This is a genomic window from Rossellomorea vietnamensis, assembly GCF_025398035.1.
GTDB classification, from domain to species: Bacteria; Bacillota; Bacilli; order Bacillales; family Bacillaceae_B; genus Rossellomorea; species Rossellomorea vietnamensis_B.
On the sequence record NZ_CP104558.1, the window covers coordinates 2,136,562 to 2,152,138 of the forward strand.

The 15,577-nt window shown below is 45.1% G+C and carries 18 protein-coding genes and 1 pseudogene; 5 read left to right on the top strand and 14 right to left on the bottom strand.

What is annotated here, in order from left to right; genetic code table 11:
* Positions 1–15: 15 nt before the first annotated feature.
* The 11 genes and pseudogenes from N5C46_RS11140 to N5C46_RS11190 form a co-directional block, all read right to left on the bottom strand.
* Positions 16–360 (bottom strand): annotated as a pseudogene (locus N5C46_RS11140) (GNAT family N-acetyltransferase); the annotation flags it as partial.
* Positions 357–1,151, bottom strand: coding sequence for a class I SAM-dependent methyltransferase (locus N5C46_RS11145; RefSeq protein WP_261752144.1), 795 nt, complete (start codon positions 1,149–1,151; stop codon positions 357–359). The gene N5C46_RS11145 and the pseudogene N5C46_RS11140, both read right to left, overlap by 4 nt.
* Before the next feature lie 180 nt (positions 1,152–1,331).
* On the bottom strand, positions 1,332–2,894 hold the full coding sequence (locus tag N5C46_RS11150; RefSeq protein ID WP_261752145.1) for a phosphodiester glycosidase family protein: 1,563 nt from the start codon (positions 2,892–2,894) through the stop codon (positions 1,332–1,334).
* A 219-nt stretch (positions 2,895–3,113) separates the two neighbouring features.
* Positions 3,114–4,886, bottom strand: a complete 1,773-nt coding sequence (locus tag N5C46_RS11155) for a M3 family oligoendopeptidase (RefSeq protein WP_261752146.1) — start codon at positions 4,884–4,886, stop codon at positions 3,114–3,116.
* A 79-nt stretch (positions 4,887–4,965) separates the two neighbouring features.
* Complete coding sequence (locus N5C46_RS11160; protein WP_261752147.1) at positions 4,966–5,928, bottom strand: DUF2268 domain-containing putative Zn-dependent protease; 963 nt, start codon at positions 5,926–5,928, stop codon at positions 4,966–4,968.
* Between the two features lie 125 nt (positions 5,929–6,053).
* Positions 6,054–6,497: a cell wall hydrolase gene (locus N5C46_RS11165; RefSeq protein WP_261752148.1), complete on the bottom strand. Its 444-nt coding sequence runs from the start codon at positions 6,495–6,497 to the stop codon at positions 6,054–6,056.
* A 96-nt stretch (positions 6,498–6,593) separates the two neighbouring features.
* Entirely contained in the window at positions 6,594–7,685 is a 1,092-nt protein-coding gene (locus N5C46_RS11170; RefSeq protein ID WP_261752149.1) for a hypothetical protein, read from the bottom strand.
* The gene (locus N5C46_RS11175; RefSeq protein ID WP_261752150.1) at positions 7,679–8,203 is read right to left on the bottom strand and encodes an NUDIX domain-containing protein; all 525 of its coding nucleotides are present in this window, start codon (positions 8,201–8,203) and stop codon (positions 7,679–7,681) included. The genes N5C46_RS11170 and N5C46_RS11175 overlap by 7 nt, the downstream gene beginning before the upstream one ends.
* 116 nt (positions 8,204–8,319) lie before the next feature.
* A complete protein-coding gene (locus N5C46_RS11180) occupies positions 8,320–9,057 on the bottom strand; it encodes a hypothetical protein (RefSeq protein WP_261752151.1) in 738 nt (245 codons plus the stop codon).
* Positions 9,054–9,794: a hypothetical protein gene (locus tag N5C46_RS11185; protein WP_261752152.1), complete on the bottom strand. Its 741-nt coding sequence runs from the start codon at positions 9,792–9,794 to the stop codon at positions 9,054–9,056. Before N5C46_RS11185 ends, N5C46_RS11180 begins: the two co-directional genes overlap by 4 nt.
* Positions 9,795–9,883: 89 nt before the next feature.
* Complete coding sequence (locus tag N5C46_RS11190) at positions 9,884–10,525, bottom strand: SDR family oxidoreductase (RefSeq protein WP_261752153.1); 642 nt, start codon at positions 10,523–10,525, stop codon at positions 9,884–9,886.
* 199 nt (positions 10,526–10,724) lie between these two features.
* On the opposite strand from N5C46_RS11190, the gene N5C46_RS11195 reads away from it, so the two are divergent.
* Positions 10,725–11,021, top strand: coding sequence for a hypothetical protein (locus N5C46_RS11195; protein ID WP_261752154.1), 297 nt, complete (start codon positions 10,725–10,727; stop codon positions 11,019–11,021).
* Between the two features lie 263 nt (positions 11,022–11,284).
* Here N5C46_RS11195 and N5C46_RS11200 read toward each other — a convergent pair whose 3' ends face one another.
* Positions 11,285–11,899 carry an HAD-IA family hydrolase gene (locus tag N5C46_RS11200; protein ID WP_261752155.1) on the bottom strand — a complete coding sequence of 205 codons (615 nt, stop codon included), beginning with the start codon at positions 11,897–11,899 and terminating at the stop codon, positions 11,285–11,287.
* Between the two features lie 115 nt (positions 11,900–12,014).
* Here N5C46_RS11200 and N5C46_RS11205 point away from each other — a divergent pair, with 115 nt between their 5' ends.
* From N5C46_RS11205 to N5C46_RS11215, 3 genes are read left to right on the top strand one after another with little or no spacing between them, the layout of a single operon-like run.
* Positions 12,015–12,797 (top strand): CPBP family intramembrane glutamic endopeptidase, encoded by a 783-nt coding sequence (locus tag N5C46_RS11205; RefSeq protein WP_261752156.1) that lies wholly within the window; start codon positions 12,015–12,017, stop codon positions 12,795–12,797.
* Between the two features lie 34 nt (positions 12,798–12,831).
* Positions 12,832–13,287: a hypothetical protein gene (locus N5C46_RS11210; RefSeq protein ID WP_261752157.1), complete on the top strand. Its 456-nt coding sequence runs from the start codon at positions 12,832–12,834 to the stop codon at positions 13,285–13,287.
* Between the two features lie 17 nt (positions 13,288–13,304).
* On the top strand, positions 13,305–13,499 hold the full coding sequence (locus N5C46_RS11215; RefSeq protein ID WP_261752158.1) for a hypothetical protein: 195 nt from the start codon (positions 13,305–13,307) through the stop codon (positions 13,497–13,499).
* A 150-nt stretch (positions 13,500–13,649) separates the two neighbouring features.
* Here the strand turns inward: N5C46_RS11215 and N5C46_RS11220 are convergent, their stop codons facing one another.
* Positions 13,650–14,531, bottom strand: a complete 882-nt coding sequence (locus N5C46_RS11220) for a sulfite exporter TauE/SafE family protein (RefSeq protein WP_261752159.1) — start codon at positions 14,529–14,531, stop codon at positions 13,650–13,652.
* 187 nt (positions 14,532–14,718) lie between these two features.
* Complete coding sequence (locus tag N5C46_RS11225; protein WP_226671951.1) at positions 14,719–15,087, bottom strand: YkvA family protein; 369 nt, start codon at positions 15,085–15,087, stop codon at positions 14,719–14,721.
* Positions 15,088–15,227: 140 nt separating this feature from the next.
* Here N5C46_RS11225 and N5C46_RS11230 point away from each other — a divergent pair, with 140 nt between their 5' ends.
* Positions 15,228–15,554, top strand: a complete 327-nt coding sequence (locus N5C46_RS11230; RefSeq protein WP_061809130.1) for a YnfA family protein — start codon at positions 15,228–15,230, stop codon at positions 15,552–15,554.
* Positions 15,555–15,577: the final 23 nt, after the last annotated feature.

Here is a 15,577-nt window from a genome sequence, read left to right on the forward strand (position 1 = left end):
ATCTGTATGGAGGATCAAAACACTGAAAGAACGTTTGGCATCAAGGATGATTTGCTTTAATAGAAGAGTACCTACCCCTTCATTCCTGCATTCTTTTTTCACGTAAAACCTTCTTACTCTGCCGGTTTCAGCCGAAGATGGATCGACATTCAGCCCACCCACCGCTACAAGCTCATTCTCCTCATCATAAATACCGTAGAAAGCTTCACCTTGCTTATTGAAACGATTGGTGCCATCCTGATAATCGTTCAGAAGTCTTTCTACAAAGCGGAAACCTTCTTCTTTACTTTCTTGGACTAACGTATGTAAGTCTTGCTCAAGTAGATTGGTTATCGTAATCACCCTGTATTTTCCCATCATGATAAACCTTTCCTCCCAATCTTCACCGACAACCTCGACTCCTCTTTAAACACTCCCGATGCACTCATCTCAAGCATCGCCTCTCTCACTTCACGTTCAAATAGAGGTACATCCGATCCAAGGAAACGCTTCGAGCCATATGAAGTCGAATAAAGGTTCCCGAGCAGCGACTCAATCGTCCAGGTGATTTCGTATGTAGGCAGAGTATGTTTTTCAAGATTGAACTTAGATTGAGAAAGGATATCTTCGTGAGGGGTGACGGGATGGTTATAGGTGGAGTTTCCGGCTTTCCGTTCGTTTCCATACCATTTATGGACCAGTTCATTGAACTTTACTTGCCAGGGTAGCAATGTCTTATCCGGCTCGTAGTTGTCTATGATCGCTACCCCGCCGCCTGGTGTCACCATGTCGAATAATTCATCCAATACCTTTGCCCGGTCCATCCAGTGAAAGGCTTTGGCGATCGTCACGAGGTGGTATGGTTGGGAATGGTTGTATTCTTCCAACGCACCATTGAACCACTGAATGTCTCCTACCCTCACTTCACCGTGCAGCCGTTCCGCTTCTTCTATCATTTCCGGCTCCATGTCGATCCCGACGATTCTTTTGCACCAATCTGAAAATCGAATGGTCAGATGTCCCGTCCCACAGCCCAAGTCCAAGAGGTTCTGTTCTCCGTTTAATGAGAACTCTTTTACTAGGAGTCTGATTAAAGTTGAAGGATAGATTGGTCTGTATTTTGAGTAATAGGGTGCAGATCCCTTAAATAATACTGATCCGTACTTGTTCATTTTTTCCTCCCCAATCAAGTTGAGACATATTATCTTTTATACCAATTATTTCAAATAACAAGTATTATCACAATGATTTTTTCAAGGAAAGGCGCTGGAGTCAGCTTTGAGAAATCAATCCATATTAAAAGCCAATCCACCAGTGTACCGGTGGATTGGCTTTTATCGTTAGCACTTCTATTATGGCAAAACGAGGATGCCATCTGACACAGGGCGTTCACCAGTGGCATCTGACGGCCTGTTTACAAGTTGGTCATGAACCACCATTGCTGAGGAGCCACCGCCATCAAGGTTCATTCCTTTAACCGCTCCAAGAGATTGCAGGATTTGAGCACTTTCATGGAAACTGACACCAATGCTCTGTTCAGGGTTACGGCCTTCTACAGTAACCAATAATATATTTCCGTTTTCTTTAACGCCGGCAAAGGACCTTGGATGACGGTATTGTGCAAAATGATAATAGAAGTCATGACTCCAGGCAAATCCTTCTTCTTTTGCCTGAATGTCGATCTTTCCATCCTCAAGCAGTTGAGGTGCTCCGCCGATGATATCTACGTCAGGTGAAGTCTTAACCTGCTTTCCATCAGCTGATACATTTCTTGTTATCGATAACGTCTCTCCTTCTGAGATATTCCCCTTCAACCATTCTGCCTGAGCACCTGTCGCTGATAGCACACTGCCGTTCTTAGGAATACTGTTGCCTCGCTCATTGTACGTATCAACAACTTTACCTTTTTCATCCAGTAAGACCTCGAAACCTTCCCCTTTTGGCGTTTCATCACCAAAAGCTGCGTTGTATTCAATGATCTCTTCTGCATCCGTACATGTCACATCATGCTTCGGCTGATTGGTTTCCTTGTCCCCAACCCCTCCGCAACTGCGGATCAAGCCCGGCTTACGGTTGATCCCATCAATCACTGAGCTTTCGTCAGATTCCGTTTCTATTTTCAATGAAGTGGAAGTATTGGCTATATCTGCTTCATTATCAGAAAGAATGAGGCTTGTCCGATCTCCAATCGCTTCACTTACTAACTGGCCGTTTACGACTGAAATCCCTGCCGGATCCCCAGGGATTCCATCCTCTGAACCTACTACGAAGTATCCCCCATTCAATCCAGCTAACGCTTCAGTCCGACCAGCCATGGACGATACGGTTTCGCGACCTGTGATTGTACCCTTTGCCAAAGAATTCGTCAGCTCACCCTGAAATTCATCAGGATCGATCTCAAGTACATCAATTTTCCATGGCCCCGTTGAATTCATTGTTCCATCATATTCTGAATAAGTGGCTTTAGCCTTCTCAAATCCTTGAGCTTTTAATTGATCGACTAAATCATTCGCTGATTTCTCTTCTTTGAATTCACCGGTACGAACCACATATCCGATGGTCTTCTCTTTGACATCTGTGTTTTGCGAGTATTTATTCTCTACTTTATGAAGCTTTACTTTGTATCCTTTTTTCTTCAGATCTTGAATAAGGATCCGGGCTTGCTCTTTTGTATCAAAAAAGGCTACATCCACCGTACAGTACGATTTATCTGAATAATAACCTCTTGTAATATCTGTATACGTTACTCCCTTGGCTAATGGTTGTGTGACTCGTGTTTCAGGTAAATGGTTCTTACCGATTGAAAGTTCCTGAGTATTGGCAGCCTCGGCATCTTGATCCTGCCATCCTACCGTCAGGATAGTAGAAAGAGATAGCGCAGATACAATAACCGTTTTCATGAGAGAACGATGCATGATGTAAAACCTCCAGACAATTTTTTAATGCACCCTCATAGTAACTGTGAATTAATAATGGAAGATTACAAAAGTATAAAGGTTTGGTGAATTTCCAAAGCATCATTATCCCTGGCTTCTGTTACTATGTATATGCATGTTTAGTAGAGTAGGAAGGGATAGGTTCCTCATATGCAAAAAAGAAAGCAACCTCCTATGACAGAGATTGCTTTTAAAAACTCAACTATACTTTTCCGTCTCTTCCAAATACATCTCAACCGCTTCCTTCAACGGACGTACAGCCGCCTCCCAGAAGTCCGTCCCTAATTCTTCCTGCAGGAATTCGATGCTCAGTTCGTCCATGGAATGGTTCCCCGATCGTGTAAGCAGCTGGTCGTACCGGTCCGGGAATGTTTCTTTGTCCTGCTGATAGAGTGAATAGACTCCGTTGCTGAATAGATAGCCGATGGTGTACGGCAGATTGTAAAAGGCTTTCTCCGTACTGAAGAAGTGCGGGATGGTCATCCAATTATGCGCATTCACTTCATCCACGGAGTCGTGGAACCAGTCCCTCTCTGTTTCTTCCATCAGTTGAACGATCTCCCCTGCTGAAAGCTTACCGTTCAGCCGTTTTTTGTAAAAGGCCGCTTCGAACTCGAACTTGGCCGGGATGAAGGTGGTGTATTTCAGTCCGTTGGTGATTTTCATTTCTAATAGAGATAGCCTGTCTTCCTCTGTTTCCGCCATATCAATCGCCGCATCCAGTACGAGATTCTCCGCGAACGTCGACGCTGTTTCGGCTAGTCCCGTCCCCACCTTATGGGAGAAACCAGGCTGTTCATGAAGCAGGGAATTGTGATAGGCATGCCCAAGTTCATGAGCGATGGTGACGACATCGTTGTAGTTGCCCGTAAAAGAAAGCATGACACGGCTTTCCTTCGCATTCGGGAATGAAGCACAGAAGGCACCGTGCTGTTTGGAATCTCCAGGCTCGGCGTCAATCCATCCTTCTTCAAATGCCGTTTGGGCAAATTGACCGAGCTTCTCACTAAAGCGACGGAACTGCCCGATCACGATATCTGCCGCTTCCTCATACGTCAAGGTCGTCTTGGACGTGAAGGTCGGGGCATAGATGTCATACCAGCTCAGTTTTTCCATTTGAATCAGTTTGGCTTTTCGTTCAAAAAACCGGTGAAGCAAGGATTTGTGTTGATGGAGCGTCTCCATCATGGTGTTCACGGACCTTTCACTGATCCGGTTTTGTTCGAACATTTCCTTCAGGGGATTCGTCCATCCTCTCAGGCGATACAGTTCATTTCGGAAGCCGGCAAAATGGTTGAAGATCGAGGCAAACCGGTCTTCGTTCTCACGGCAAACCTTGGAGATGGCTTCACCCATTTCCATCCTCGTCTCCCGATCATTTGAGAGCATCCCGCGAATATAGGCCATATCAAAAGAAATGTATTCCGTCTTCCCATTATCCGTTACGGGCACTTTCAGTCGGGCGTATTCCTGATCATAATGATCTTCCCACCCGGCAAATCCGTCAACAGAAAGGGCATGAATCAACTTCTCCATCTCGGGAGCAAGCTGGTCCTTCACCTTTCTTCTCTGTTGCTTCAAGAACCGCTCACTGCCTGCCACTTCCCTGCGTCCGATGAAGGCTCTCCAGTCCTCGTCCGCCATATGGGCAAGACACTGGCTATATCCGAGGAGCAAGGTGTCCATTTTTGCCTGCAGCTGAGTGCTCCTGGCACTTAGATCCTGCGCTTCATCGTCCAGAACATCCACCGATAGCAGGCAGATGATGTATTCATCCATGTGAAACGCTTTCGTATAAAGGTCCTGCACACGTTTCGTGATGTCAACCGCTTCATCGGGATTCATCCCTTGCTTCAATACGGATTGCGTTTCCTCGATATGTAGAAGAATCTCCTGAATTTGATCTTTCACCGGTCCGCTTCCCGGTCGTACACTTCCCAGATTCCATTGCTTGTCACGTACTTGATTCACATTCATCCCCTCCTATTACTCTATTATGATGGTATAGAAAAATGGAAAATTTTACATCAGCCTGAAGTCTGAGTTCGTCTCAATCATAGGCCGTGATTTTCTCAAAGTCGCTTCCTGCTATGATTTCGGCTTCATGCATGCTGGTCCATCGTTCCGTAGAGATTTCAGGATGATTCTTCCTGTAGCTTTGGACGATTTCATATCCGATTTTGTAGTTGGCCCATTGGGGAATGCCTTTAGAAGAGTTTCCTGCTCTTAGCTTCTCGTAGTACTTCATATCATCGGAGTATCTAAGTTCCGTAATCTCAGCTACTACCTTTTTCTTTTCCTCCGGTGTCATCGGTTTTTGCCAAGGGGCCTGGATCTTTGGATAGATGGTATGGGCAAAGGCATCTGCCTTTCCTTCCACCACAACCCCGCCGAGGATGGTCCTGATCATTCCGTGATTACTTTCTTCTGCGATGAGATGGTTGTATTCATGAGCGACCGTGTACTTCAATATGTCTTTTTGCATGGATGGTGAAAGTTGCAGCACAATGACATCCTCTGACAGGACAAACCCCGATACACCCCCCATTTGCTCCACTATAAACGTATCCTCTGGGTTCGCTGGAAAAATAATATATTTCTTATCCTTACCCGGAAGTTCTTTAGCTGATTTCATCAATGCTTCTTTCATAATCCTGCTCGTCGTATCTTTGTCCTTTTCCAACTCCTTTATGGATTCTTCAAGCTTGTCCACTTCTGAGGACGGATCAAACGTATATCGCAAGCTGATTTCCTCCATATTGGACTTCTTTTTAAATGGCTCAAACACCTTTTCAATAAACACGGTCTCATTGCTTTTTCCCGTCTTTTCCCGTACGGTGTCTACGTACTCCTGCACTTCATCATACATATAAATGATTTCGAAATTCTGTTCCTCGTGGGAGAAGGTGATAGGCGTTTCCTGTTCCTTCTTATCCACTGGCTCTTTATTGGAGCATCCCACAAACATGAAGCATAATGCCGGTATGAGTAGCGCCTTCCCAACCGTCTTCATGTGTTCCATCCCCTCCATTCATTTCCATTTGTTACTAACTATACGTTTCTCAATTGGAAATAGTTTCAAATGAATGCGAACAAAAAAAGAACCACCCGATTCTAACCAGGAAGTTCTAAATATCCTCACCCGCCGGTATATACACTTGCACATGTCCCTGCCGCCGGTTCGTAGTAACAATGCTGTTTGAATTGCCCGGCAAACGGCTGATCGTACCATGTCGGGGGACACGGGGCATAAGGATTAAAGTACCAAAGGGCAAATTTCGCCGGGTGCTGGGCCCAATAATCCAGATTCTTTTTGGCCAGTTTTTTCTCGACCGACCTTGCCCGGTTATAGAAAAGATTCCCTTTTTGGACGGCTTCAAATGAATAGTTCCCACCCTGGACCTGGAAGATGACCTGCCGGATGGTTCTTACTTGTTTGAAGTCCAAACATTCCGCCTTCGCACGGTTTACGATGACATTGCCCACGTACAGCATACCTTGTTTCCCTTCGCCTTCCGCTTCCGCTCTCATCATCCTCGCCATCAAGGCCACATCGGCATCGGTGTATTTGACTCTTGGCATTTTACTCACCTCAGAATAGTTTATGAGGAATAACGGGTTTCATGTCAGGAATTATTCGAGAAGGTGCAGTCGGATAGGCTTTCAACACCATCTTTCTTAAAATCGTTCAAGTTCCTTAAAGAAAATACCGATCCGCTCCTGAATCTGGTCCTTCGTCCCGTACCGGATCACTTGCTCACGGCTCAAAGACTCCTGCTTCAGCAGCTGATCATGTTCATGGGTCATGGTGACGAGCTTCAAATACACTTCTACGTTCAGGTCATTCCATTTCTGCTTCGAACCGTTCACATACCCTTCCACGAACCCTTCTGCACTGGCCTTCAATTGTGGGATCAGGAGGTGGTATTGGTTCTTGCCATGCCGCTTTGTGTTGTGCAGGGAGTGAAACAGGGCCCGGTAGTTGAAAACGTAATTGGCAGCGAGTGATGTTCCCGTATAGAGAATCGGGAACGGGTCGATCATCCGCACGCCGCTACTGGTGAAAATCATATTCTCAGGCGACGTATCCTGATTCGTCAGGACGAGCTTTTCCCGTTCAATGGAGCGGGCGGCAATTAAATTTTCTCCGTTCTTTCTCACTTTTTCCTTATCAAAAGAATAGGAGCTTTCTAGAAGGGACTCCCATTCTTCCTTGTACTCTCCCGTTTCTTCCCGGATGAAGGCACTTAGGTCCCCTTCGTATAGACCTTTGATTTCTCCACGTTCCCCGACAGTTATGTATCCAATGCCCGGAATCGGTGAATTCAGCTCTTCAAGGGCCATGAAGAACTCACCTAGTTCACTTCCATACCGTTTCGATTGGTCCGGGGTCAGTTCGGCAAGCCCGATTGATTTTCCGACATAGGATTCGATGGTATAGGTTAACTCGTCGGAAACATGGTAGTTATAATGCTCTGGACACATCCCTTTCCCCGTCCTGTTGGCATGCTCATAAAAGGCCTTGGTCCCGGCATAATCCGCCGTCAGCTCGTCCTGGTTGAAGACGACCTCTTTTTCATAGGCGATCCTTTTCGGAATGCGGAGGACGAGCTGTTCTGCCTCGATTAAGTAAGCGTAGTGCCATGCACCTTCTCCTAATCTGGTGATCTCGGAATCACTTGAGATTTGTTTTAACCCTTCGTTTTTAAGAGCTTGGTTGATGATCTCCTGTTCTGTATGTGCTGTGGTTGTTAGAAATGGCTTTAACATTTTTTCTCCTTTTTCACTTCATTATTTTCCATGTTGATGCTATGTTCATAATTTTTTTGTTTGGCTTGTATACCGATTTCCTCATTCAGCTTCCACACTTCCTCTATTCCCCAGTAATGATGCTCATGTATCAGGAGCCTTTTCGCATCCTTACGATCCATCCACACTGGAGCATGCTCATCTTCCATTGGTTCCAACATCTTTTCATTCAGCTCAACCAGATAAAAGTGTCCTTCACCAAGGAGTGGGTCTCCCTTTCTTGAAAAAAAGTAGTACATGGCATGTCCGATATAAGAACCAATCGATACACAGTAACCTGTCTCCTCCATCATTTCTCTTTCCAGGCACTCTACATGACTTTCATTCTCTTTGATGCCGCCACCAGGTAGAAAGTGATGCCCTATCTCGTTTCGAAACGTCAGGATTTTGTCTTTTTCTTGATGAAAGATGACGGCATAGACACCTGTTCTCTTTCGATAATCCAATCCAGGAACTTTTTCACCGAATACTTTTTTCACTTATCCGCCCTCTTTGTTTAAACAAATTGTAATCCTAAACCAATTATTCCAAATTAACGCAATATTCTCAACCCAAAAAGAGGAATGACCCGGTTATGGATCATTCCTCTTTTTTCTTAAAACTCGCCCTGATTAATCTGATACTGGTCAAGCAACTGCATATGTTGCTCCCGTACATTCCCTTTGTAGTAACTTGAGTTGTTTGTACTGTTTTTCCATTCGACTTGATTGTTATTCGCATCAAGTGGTATCCAGCCGAACCGGGAGTGTATTCCCATATTGATGTTATCGCCGAAGAGTGGGTCAGGAGCATCACTGCCATCTGATAAAGTCAATGCGTCTCCCCATTCTCCGGGAACCTTCATGGCCCCGTAGGAGTTGCCTGTCAAAGAGGCTTCAGTCTTCATCAAGATACCGGGAACATAATGCTGTTGTTCTCCGCTACTGGAGAAACCCCTTTCCCTCGTGAAATAATACTGCAATGTTTGAATGTCACTGCCGTGGTTGATGTTCCAGACGATATAGAAGCTTGACGGATCATTCCCGTCGAGCATCCATACCTTTGGCTCCCCGTCGGTCCGGATGCTAATTACCTTCCAGCCGGTCAGATGTCTCTCCCAATAGCTAACACCATATTGCTCCCTATCTGAAATGAAAGGTGCCACCCCGTGACCATCATCGAGCTTCAGAAAATCCTGTATTTCAACGGCTTGTGCATTCTGAAGGGAGGAATTAATCTGTGACAGTATTTCTTCATTTTTCGGACGTGAATCTGTTTTCCCTACATACAGCCAATAGAAGGCAAATAACCCTACGATAAGGACTCCCCCAGCCAGGATGCTTCTCTTCTTCATCGTTTTGCCTCCTTCAGCACCGTTTCAGGGAAGTGGTAATAATACTGAGTCTTTCGGGTTGAGATGAGGATCCCTTTCCCGTCCTGTTCTACATAGATATCCGGATCGAGACCGCTTCCCCATTTCGGCTTAGTGCCGACCAACTGAAACGGAAAGCGTTCGTGATTCGAATAACGGCCGCCTGCTTCATCAAACCATTGCCAACTTTCAAATTCGACCTGCTCCACATCAGAAAGCTGCTTCTTCAGTTCCTCCTGATCTAAGGTCCGTCCCTCACCAGATGGATGGATGACATTGACGGAAGCTTCTTTGGTGCCTGATATGTAGGTGGAGAGATGGTTTTCTGGATAGAGAAGTGATTGGACCGGGATGGTGAGCAAGGTTCCTGCCAGGAAGATGAAGTTGGCCAGGAATCCGATCCAGGCAAACCGGCGATAGGTATCCCAGCGATCTTCTTTTCGATTAAGAACAGCGTATAAGATCCACACACCAAGTGGCAGGATTGGAATTTTCACAAAGGTATGAAACCATTCCATGTTGATGGTAAAGGAAAACAGGCCGACAAAAATGGCGAGGATGACTTTCCACACCTTTGGTTTGGGTGAAAGCTTTTTATACACTCTAAATGCAAGAAAGCCAATGAGCGCCCATTCTATGATGGACATCACGGTCGACACGATGCTAAATGAATAATCGATATTAATGATGGATATCACCCCTTTTTCTCTATACATCATATTTTACCATCTATACCCATATACTGGTCCTCCCGATTTTACATAAAAAAAAGAATGACCATCCAACGATGATCATTCCTTCCTCTTATTTATACGTTTTTAACGGCTTCTTCTATTCCAGTGCTACCAGAAATAAGATCGAATCCTTTATTAAACGTGCTCGCTTCCGTCAACGATGCCACAATGGTTCTTGCCACATCTTCACGCGGAATGGAACCTCTTTCAAGATTCTCAGCCGCCGATACTTTGCCGGTGCCTTCTTCGTTCAGCAATCCACCCGGACGGATGATCGTATAGGTAAGTCCACTGTCCTCAAGTGCACGGTCCGCGAAGTGCTTCGCCACATAATAAGGCTTCAGGGAGTAGTTCCAGTTCTCACGGTGATGAGCCTGCAGCGCACTCACGATGATGAAGCGTTCGATTCCAGCCTCTTTTGCAGCCTCCATCGTTTTCACCGCTCCGTCAAGATCGATGAGGAGGGTCTTGTCTGAACCCGTGCTGCCACCTGATCCTGCAGAGAATACGACGGCATCGGCTCCCTTCAATCCATTTGAGATTTGCTCAACCGTGCCTTCTAAATCAACCAGTGCAGCCTCCACGCCTTCTTGTTCAAACGACTGTACCTGTTCTTCTTTCCTCACAATGGCTCTCGGAGTATGTCCGTCTTCCTTCAAGAATCCGACCACTTGCTTCCCGATCTGTCCATTTGCTCCAACAACTGCTACGTTCATAACCTCATCTCCTTATTCCGATAATTTTAGTGTGAATTCATCATCACATGTTTGCTAGGGTGATGACAAATCATCTGTTTGGTGTGTGCTCATATAATGTATCCGAAATGGGGAGTTTCAAAACACAGATGAGCACCTTTGGAAGTGAAGCATAAAAGATCCATCCTTGGGTATGTATACATCAAAAGGGAGTGGTACTGTGATCACAGCATATTTCTTAATTGTCATAATCGCCGTCTCATTAATGGTGTTGCCTTCTTTGCCGTATTCAGAATGGGCAATCTTCACGGTCTTGTTCTCTGTTTTTGTTTTTGGCATGAGGTATCTGACCAAAATGAAGAATCTACTGATTTCCACCTCTATCGCGTTCATCTTTGCCATCGCCACAGTTTATAGTTTGAACAAATTCACTTCTATTGAAATCCCATACTTTTTTATCTTCTATGTAGGGATAGTCAACATCATATTTGCAGCTATCATAAGAAAAAACGAATAGAAGAGTGATAGATCCGGAGCGGAGATATTAATTTGTATGAGAACAGGTAACGAACGGAAAGATCTTTTCAAATTAGAGAGTATTATAGACTTTTGAAGAGTGGATAGATGTTTAGAAGGACGTCGGTGGACTGGAATTGCGTCGTTTTTTTATTAATTGCGTCATTTTCAGATTTATTGCGTCGTTTTCACGATAATTGCGTCATTTACCAAAATCACCCATAAAAAGAACCATCAAGGTCCGTCCCTCAATGGTCTCCATCCTTAAATAATCTTATACAATTCTTCCACACTCGTCACGACGTAATCAGCGTGAGGATTTTCTACCATCTCATCTGCAAAGTAGCAGGAACTGATTCCGGCATTTTTCCCCGATTCGAGATCCAGATCCCGGTCGCCGATCATGATCGCTTCTGATGGCTCGATATCATGTGTGCGGATCAGATGCTGAATGGCATTAGGACTCGGCTTTCTTTCAAATCCGTGTTCGGAGGTGATGAAATCAGAGAAGTAACCCGTCAGCCCGTAGCTCTCCAGCATCGTAATGGAAGACTGACCTCTGTGGGTGTACAGGTAATTCCTGCGCCCCGATTCATGAATATACTTACATATTTCAGCGATTCCTTCAAAGGGCTTGGAAAAATCGAACTCGATTTCTTTTCTGCGGGTATTGTAAGCTGCGATAAACTCGTCCCCAATCCCATATTTTTCACCATAGTGTTTAAAAGTGTGAGTCATCGATACCTTCATTTGTTTCATGATGTCCTCTAACGGTTCCTCGATCCCCTTGCTGTCCAACGTGTCTTTAAAGGCTCCCGCCATCACGGGATATGTATCAAAAAGAGTGCCGTCAAAGTCCCACATGATATGCTTGTACATGTCCAATCCCCTCTCTTATGTAAACTATCTTCATCGTACCACAATGAAAAATGAACAGATACAAAACAGGAAAATTATGCTAAACTATTTTCATCGATTGCCTTAGGAGGACTATATGACCCACTCATCGCATACCTTTTTCCTGATAAGCTCTGCCGCCCTGTTTTTCTCAGGGATCATCCTTCTTTCGTATCGAGCATACGGATGGGGACTGCTATTGATGCTTGGGCTTCTCATCCTCTATTTATCTGCCAATAACAACCGGACAATCGCTTCCTTATTCCTATTATTCCTAATCGGATTCCTGACCTTCCAATGTGCAACAGACTGGATCAATGGATGGGATATCTCAAAAGAAACCAACATCCTTCTCAACAGAAGTTTTCTCATATTCATCCTGGTGACCTTAGCCGTCTCACAATGGATAGCAAAGAAAAAGGTCCTTCTCTACATGAGATTTCCGGATTGGAGTAAGCGCATCTCCATGCCTTCACACACTATTTCAATGCCGCTTTTTTTGTTGATTGGACTCGCCGGATCAAGCACCATCTTCATTCCCCTCATCTGGTCGGAGGGGATGAGTGAGATGAAATCATTATTCCTATTCGCAATAGGATTCACCATCCTGAACGCTATACTGGAAGAACTCATCTGGAGAGGCGTCATGCTGTCGTCATTGATCCGGAATACCTCTGTCATTTACGCCGTCACCGTGACAAGCATTGGATTCGGACTCCTGCATCTCTCCATCGGGATCCCGCTCCTCCTCAGTCTTCTATTCTCTTTCGGCGGACTTTTTTACAGCATCGTAGTCTTGAAGACAGATAGCATCTATCCTTCAATCGCCTTTCATATGGTGATGAACGTGGGGATGGTGTTGAATGGGTGGATAAACTAGACTTACAACCTCAGAAAAGAAAGGATTTGTATGTATGAAACATTCTTTAAGGGCTCTCGTCTGTTTATTCCTTATTTTCTTCCTGACAGGATGTATTGGTGAAGACTACGACTTCACTCCCCCGACTGTGACGCTTATGGAGACAGACAGCGTCGACTCCGTTGAATTAACCGAAACCAATATTGATTGGCGTGGAGAAAACGGTAAACCATTGGAAAAAGAAACGAAAGAAGTAGTAGACTTCGCACGGAAACAGAAGGAACTCACCTTCCCATCCGGTCAGCAGGTAGACGTGCTTTTTGACAGTGAAGACTTTGCCGTCGAGGAGTTACGTGCATTCTTATGGCTTGGGAATGAAAAGCTGCAGCTGGATATGGAGGAGGACCGTTCCTTCACATTCCCTAAAGGAAGAGGGTCTTACGTACTGGAGATCGACCTTCAAACGGATAGAGGCAGTGCGCAGTATGTTGGGAATATTGTCATTCAATAAATACGGAGGTGAAAAGCATGGAACTCTTTATTATTTTCATAAGTGTCATCATCCTCATCGTGTTTCTATTTATCTTTTATATCATAGTGGAACGGGCCGTTCGGGAAGGCATTAATAACTCCGTAATCGGCAGGTATCTCGAAGAAAAGCATGGAATCAAAGAACCACAGGGGGATGAAGATTTGTACGACGATACGTTCAAGGGAGAATGATGGTTGTTTGGGATGAGAGTGGAAGAAACGCAGATTTTGGTCTAGTGTGCGATCTTGAATTTGTTGGGGGAGTAGAGATTTCACTGGACGCTGAGCATCCTCCATCACATTCCCCCTCCTCTCCCATTCCTCAAAAAAACAAATTTCCTTTTAAGCTTTCCTGCCCCTATTCTTCCTCAGACTAAATATGATTCCACCAACCCAAATGACTGCAACAAGAATATAGGCTCCCATGGAAATATCCCCGCTGACACTTCCCGCTTTCAATAACGTATTGAGATTGGTAAGGACTATAAACCCTCCTACTAGAACCCCGAGAAGATAGGAAGGCATGATTCTAACCAGCCACGCTGCAAGTGGTGCAGCCAGAACGCCTCCAATGACAAATGCCAGAACCCAGAACCAGTTGAATTGCTCCCAACCAAGGAACAGAACAAACCCCGCGGTTGCTGCAATCGTAACGATAAATTCACTTGTATCAACCGTCCCTACTACTTCACGGGGGGAAGTGTGTTTATTTGCCATCAGGATGGGGGTGTTAATTGGTCCCCAACCGCCTCCACCTATCGCGTCAAAGAATCCAGCTACTACTCCGAGCGGGAAAAGAAATCGTTTCTTTAACAGTTGCCCGTCACCACTCGAAGTCACTTCATTCACCTGTCTCCTGGAAGTGAGCAGGAATCGGACGAATATATACGCTCCCAACAGCAGCAGGAATGAGGAAATATAAGGTTTGATTAAACCTCCGGGAATATTGCTCAGGAATGCTGCCCCTACGAAAGCACTGATGGCCCCTGGTATCGCCAGCAAGATGGCCATCCGTTTGTTTACATTTCCAAATTTATAATGGGAGAAACCGGATGCTGCAGTCGTAGCAATCTCTGACATATGGATAGATGCAGAAGCAACGGCGGGAGCCACTCCATACGCCAACAATAAGGACGATGACGTCAATCCAAACGCCATCCCCAGCGAACCATCCACTAACTGTGCGAAGAAACCGACTATAGCAAAGATCAATAATTTTCTCATCTCAAATCCTCTTTTCTTCAAAATGAACTTTAATATTTATTATTTATATAAGATTACTCGGAATTATGTGCAAAAAATAAATTCAATGATAAAAGGCTCTGAATCATATAGATTCAGAGCCTTGGTTTTCACTCAACTATTCTTTAAATCATTAGACTGGAAGTGTAGCCACCTTGCCCGATTCCCATCACAACTTCCCATCCACCTCAGACGTATCCACATCATCACCGAACCAGTCACTCAGCTTCGCCTTGGCCTTCGCTTTCACTTCATCATCGATATACATGGATACCTGCAATAGCGCGAGACCCAGTGCGCCAAGGTCATCGGTAAACCCTACCCCCACTGCCATGTCCGGGATGAAATCCGTTGGAAGGATGAAATATCCGAGTGCACCGATAATGACCATCTTCGATTTCTTTGGAACATCCGGCTTTTGCAGGACAAAATAAAGGAGAAGCGCCGTATACACGACGGAATGTCCGGCCTTCACACCATATCTTTTTAACTTATCCCAAAATTTCTCTTCAGAAAAATGTTTCTCCGTGTTGTCCATTTCCGTTCCACCTCCGTATTGAGATTCTTGACGATCTCTTGTTCTTTTCATTGTAGAAGGTTTGAGGAAAATAGACAAATGTTTATCAAGCTGATTTCACGTTATAATTCAATTACGTAAAGAAATTAAGGAGTGATCACATGATAAATGCCATCATCTTATTCATTCTTGCCGGAATCGCCGAAATCGGTGGGGGTTACCTTATCTGGCTATGGCTTCGGGAAGGAAAACCCGCCTATTGGGGAGTAGCCGGCGGGATCGCTCTGGCACTCTACGGCGTCATCGCCACCTTCCAGTCCTTCCCTTCATTTGGCCGTGTCTACGCTGCTTACGGCGGGGTGTTCATTGTCCTGTCCGTCCTGTGGGGATGGGGAATCGATAAGAAGACACCTGATCTCTATGACTGGGTCGGTGCCGGGATATGTATCGTTGGGGTTGGTGTGATGCTGCTGGGTCCCAGGCAGTAAAAAAAGCCCCCGGACCTTCTTAT

What these genes read in the sequence shown, in the direction of transcription:
- N5C46_RS11145 (WP_261752144.1), bottom strand. Translation starts at nt 1,151, where the DNA reads ATGAACAAGTACGGATCAGTATTATTTAAGGGATCTGCACCCTATTAC.
- N5C46_RS11150 (WP_261752145.1), bottom strand. Translation starts at nt 2,894, where the DNA reads ATGCATCGTTCTCTCATGAAAACGGTTATTGTATCTGCGCTATCTCTT.
- N5C46_RS11160 (WP_261752147.1), bottom strand. Translation starts at nt 5,928, where the DNA reads ATGAAGACGGTTGGGAAGGCGCTACTCATACCGGCATTATGCTTCATG.
- N5C46_RS11165 (WP_261752148.1), bottom strand. Translation starts at nt 6,497, where the DNA reads ATGCCAAGAGTCAAATACACCGATGCCGATGTGGCCTTGATGGCGAGG.
- N5C46_RS11170 (WP_261752149.1), bottom strand. Translation starts at nt 7,685, where the DNA reads ATGTTAAAGCCATTTCTAACAACCACAGCACATACAGAACAGGAGATC.
- N5C46_RS11180 (WP_261752151.1), bottom strand. Translation starts at nt 9,057, where the DNA reads ATGAAGAAGAGAAGCATCCTGGCTGGGGGAGTCCTTATCGTAGGGTTA.
- N5C46_RS11185 (WP_261752152.1), bottom strand. Translation starts at nt 9,794, where the DNA reads ATGATGTATAGAGAAAAAGGGGTGATATCCATCATTAATATCGATTAT.
- N5C46_RS11190 (WP_261752153.1), bottom strand. Translation starts at nt 10,525, where the DNA reads ATGAACGTAGCAGTTGTTGGAGCAAATGGACAGATCGGGAAGCAAGTG.
- N5C46_RS11200 (WP_261752155.1), bottom strand. Translation starts at nt 11,899, where the DNA reads ATGTACAAGCATATCATGTGGGACTTTGACGGCACTCTTTTTGATACA.
- N5C46_RS11205 (WP_261752156.1), top strand. Translation starts at nt 12,015, where the DNA reads ATGACCCACTCATCGCATACCTTTTTCCTGATAAGCTCTGCCGCCCTG.
- N5C46_RS11210 (WP_261752157.1), top strand. Translation starts at nt 12,832, where the DNA reads ATGAAACATTCTTTAAGGGCTCTCGTCTGTTTATTCCTTATTTTCTTC.
- N5C46_RS11215 (WP_261752158.1), top strand. Translation starts at nt 13,305, where the DNA reads ATGGAACTCTTTATTATTTTCATAAGTGTCATCATCCTCATCGTGTTT.
- N5C46_RS11220 (WP_261752159.1), bottom strand. Translation starts at nt 14,531, where the DNA reads ATGAGAAAATTATTGATCTTTGCTATAGTCGGTTTCTTCGCACAGTTA.
- N5C46_RS11225 (WP_226671951.1), bottom strand. Translation starts at nt 15,087, where the DNA reads ATGGACAACACGGAGAAACATTTTTCTGAAGAGAAATTTTGGGATAAG.
- N5C46_RS11230 (WP_061809130.1), top strand. Translation starts at nt 15,228, where the DNA reads ATGATAAATGCCATCATCTTATTCATTCTTGCCGGAATCGCCGAAATC.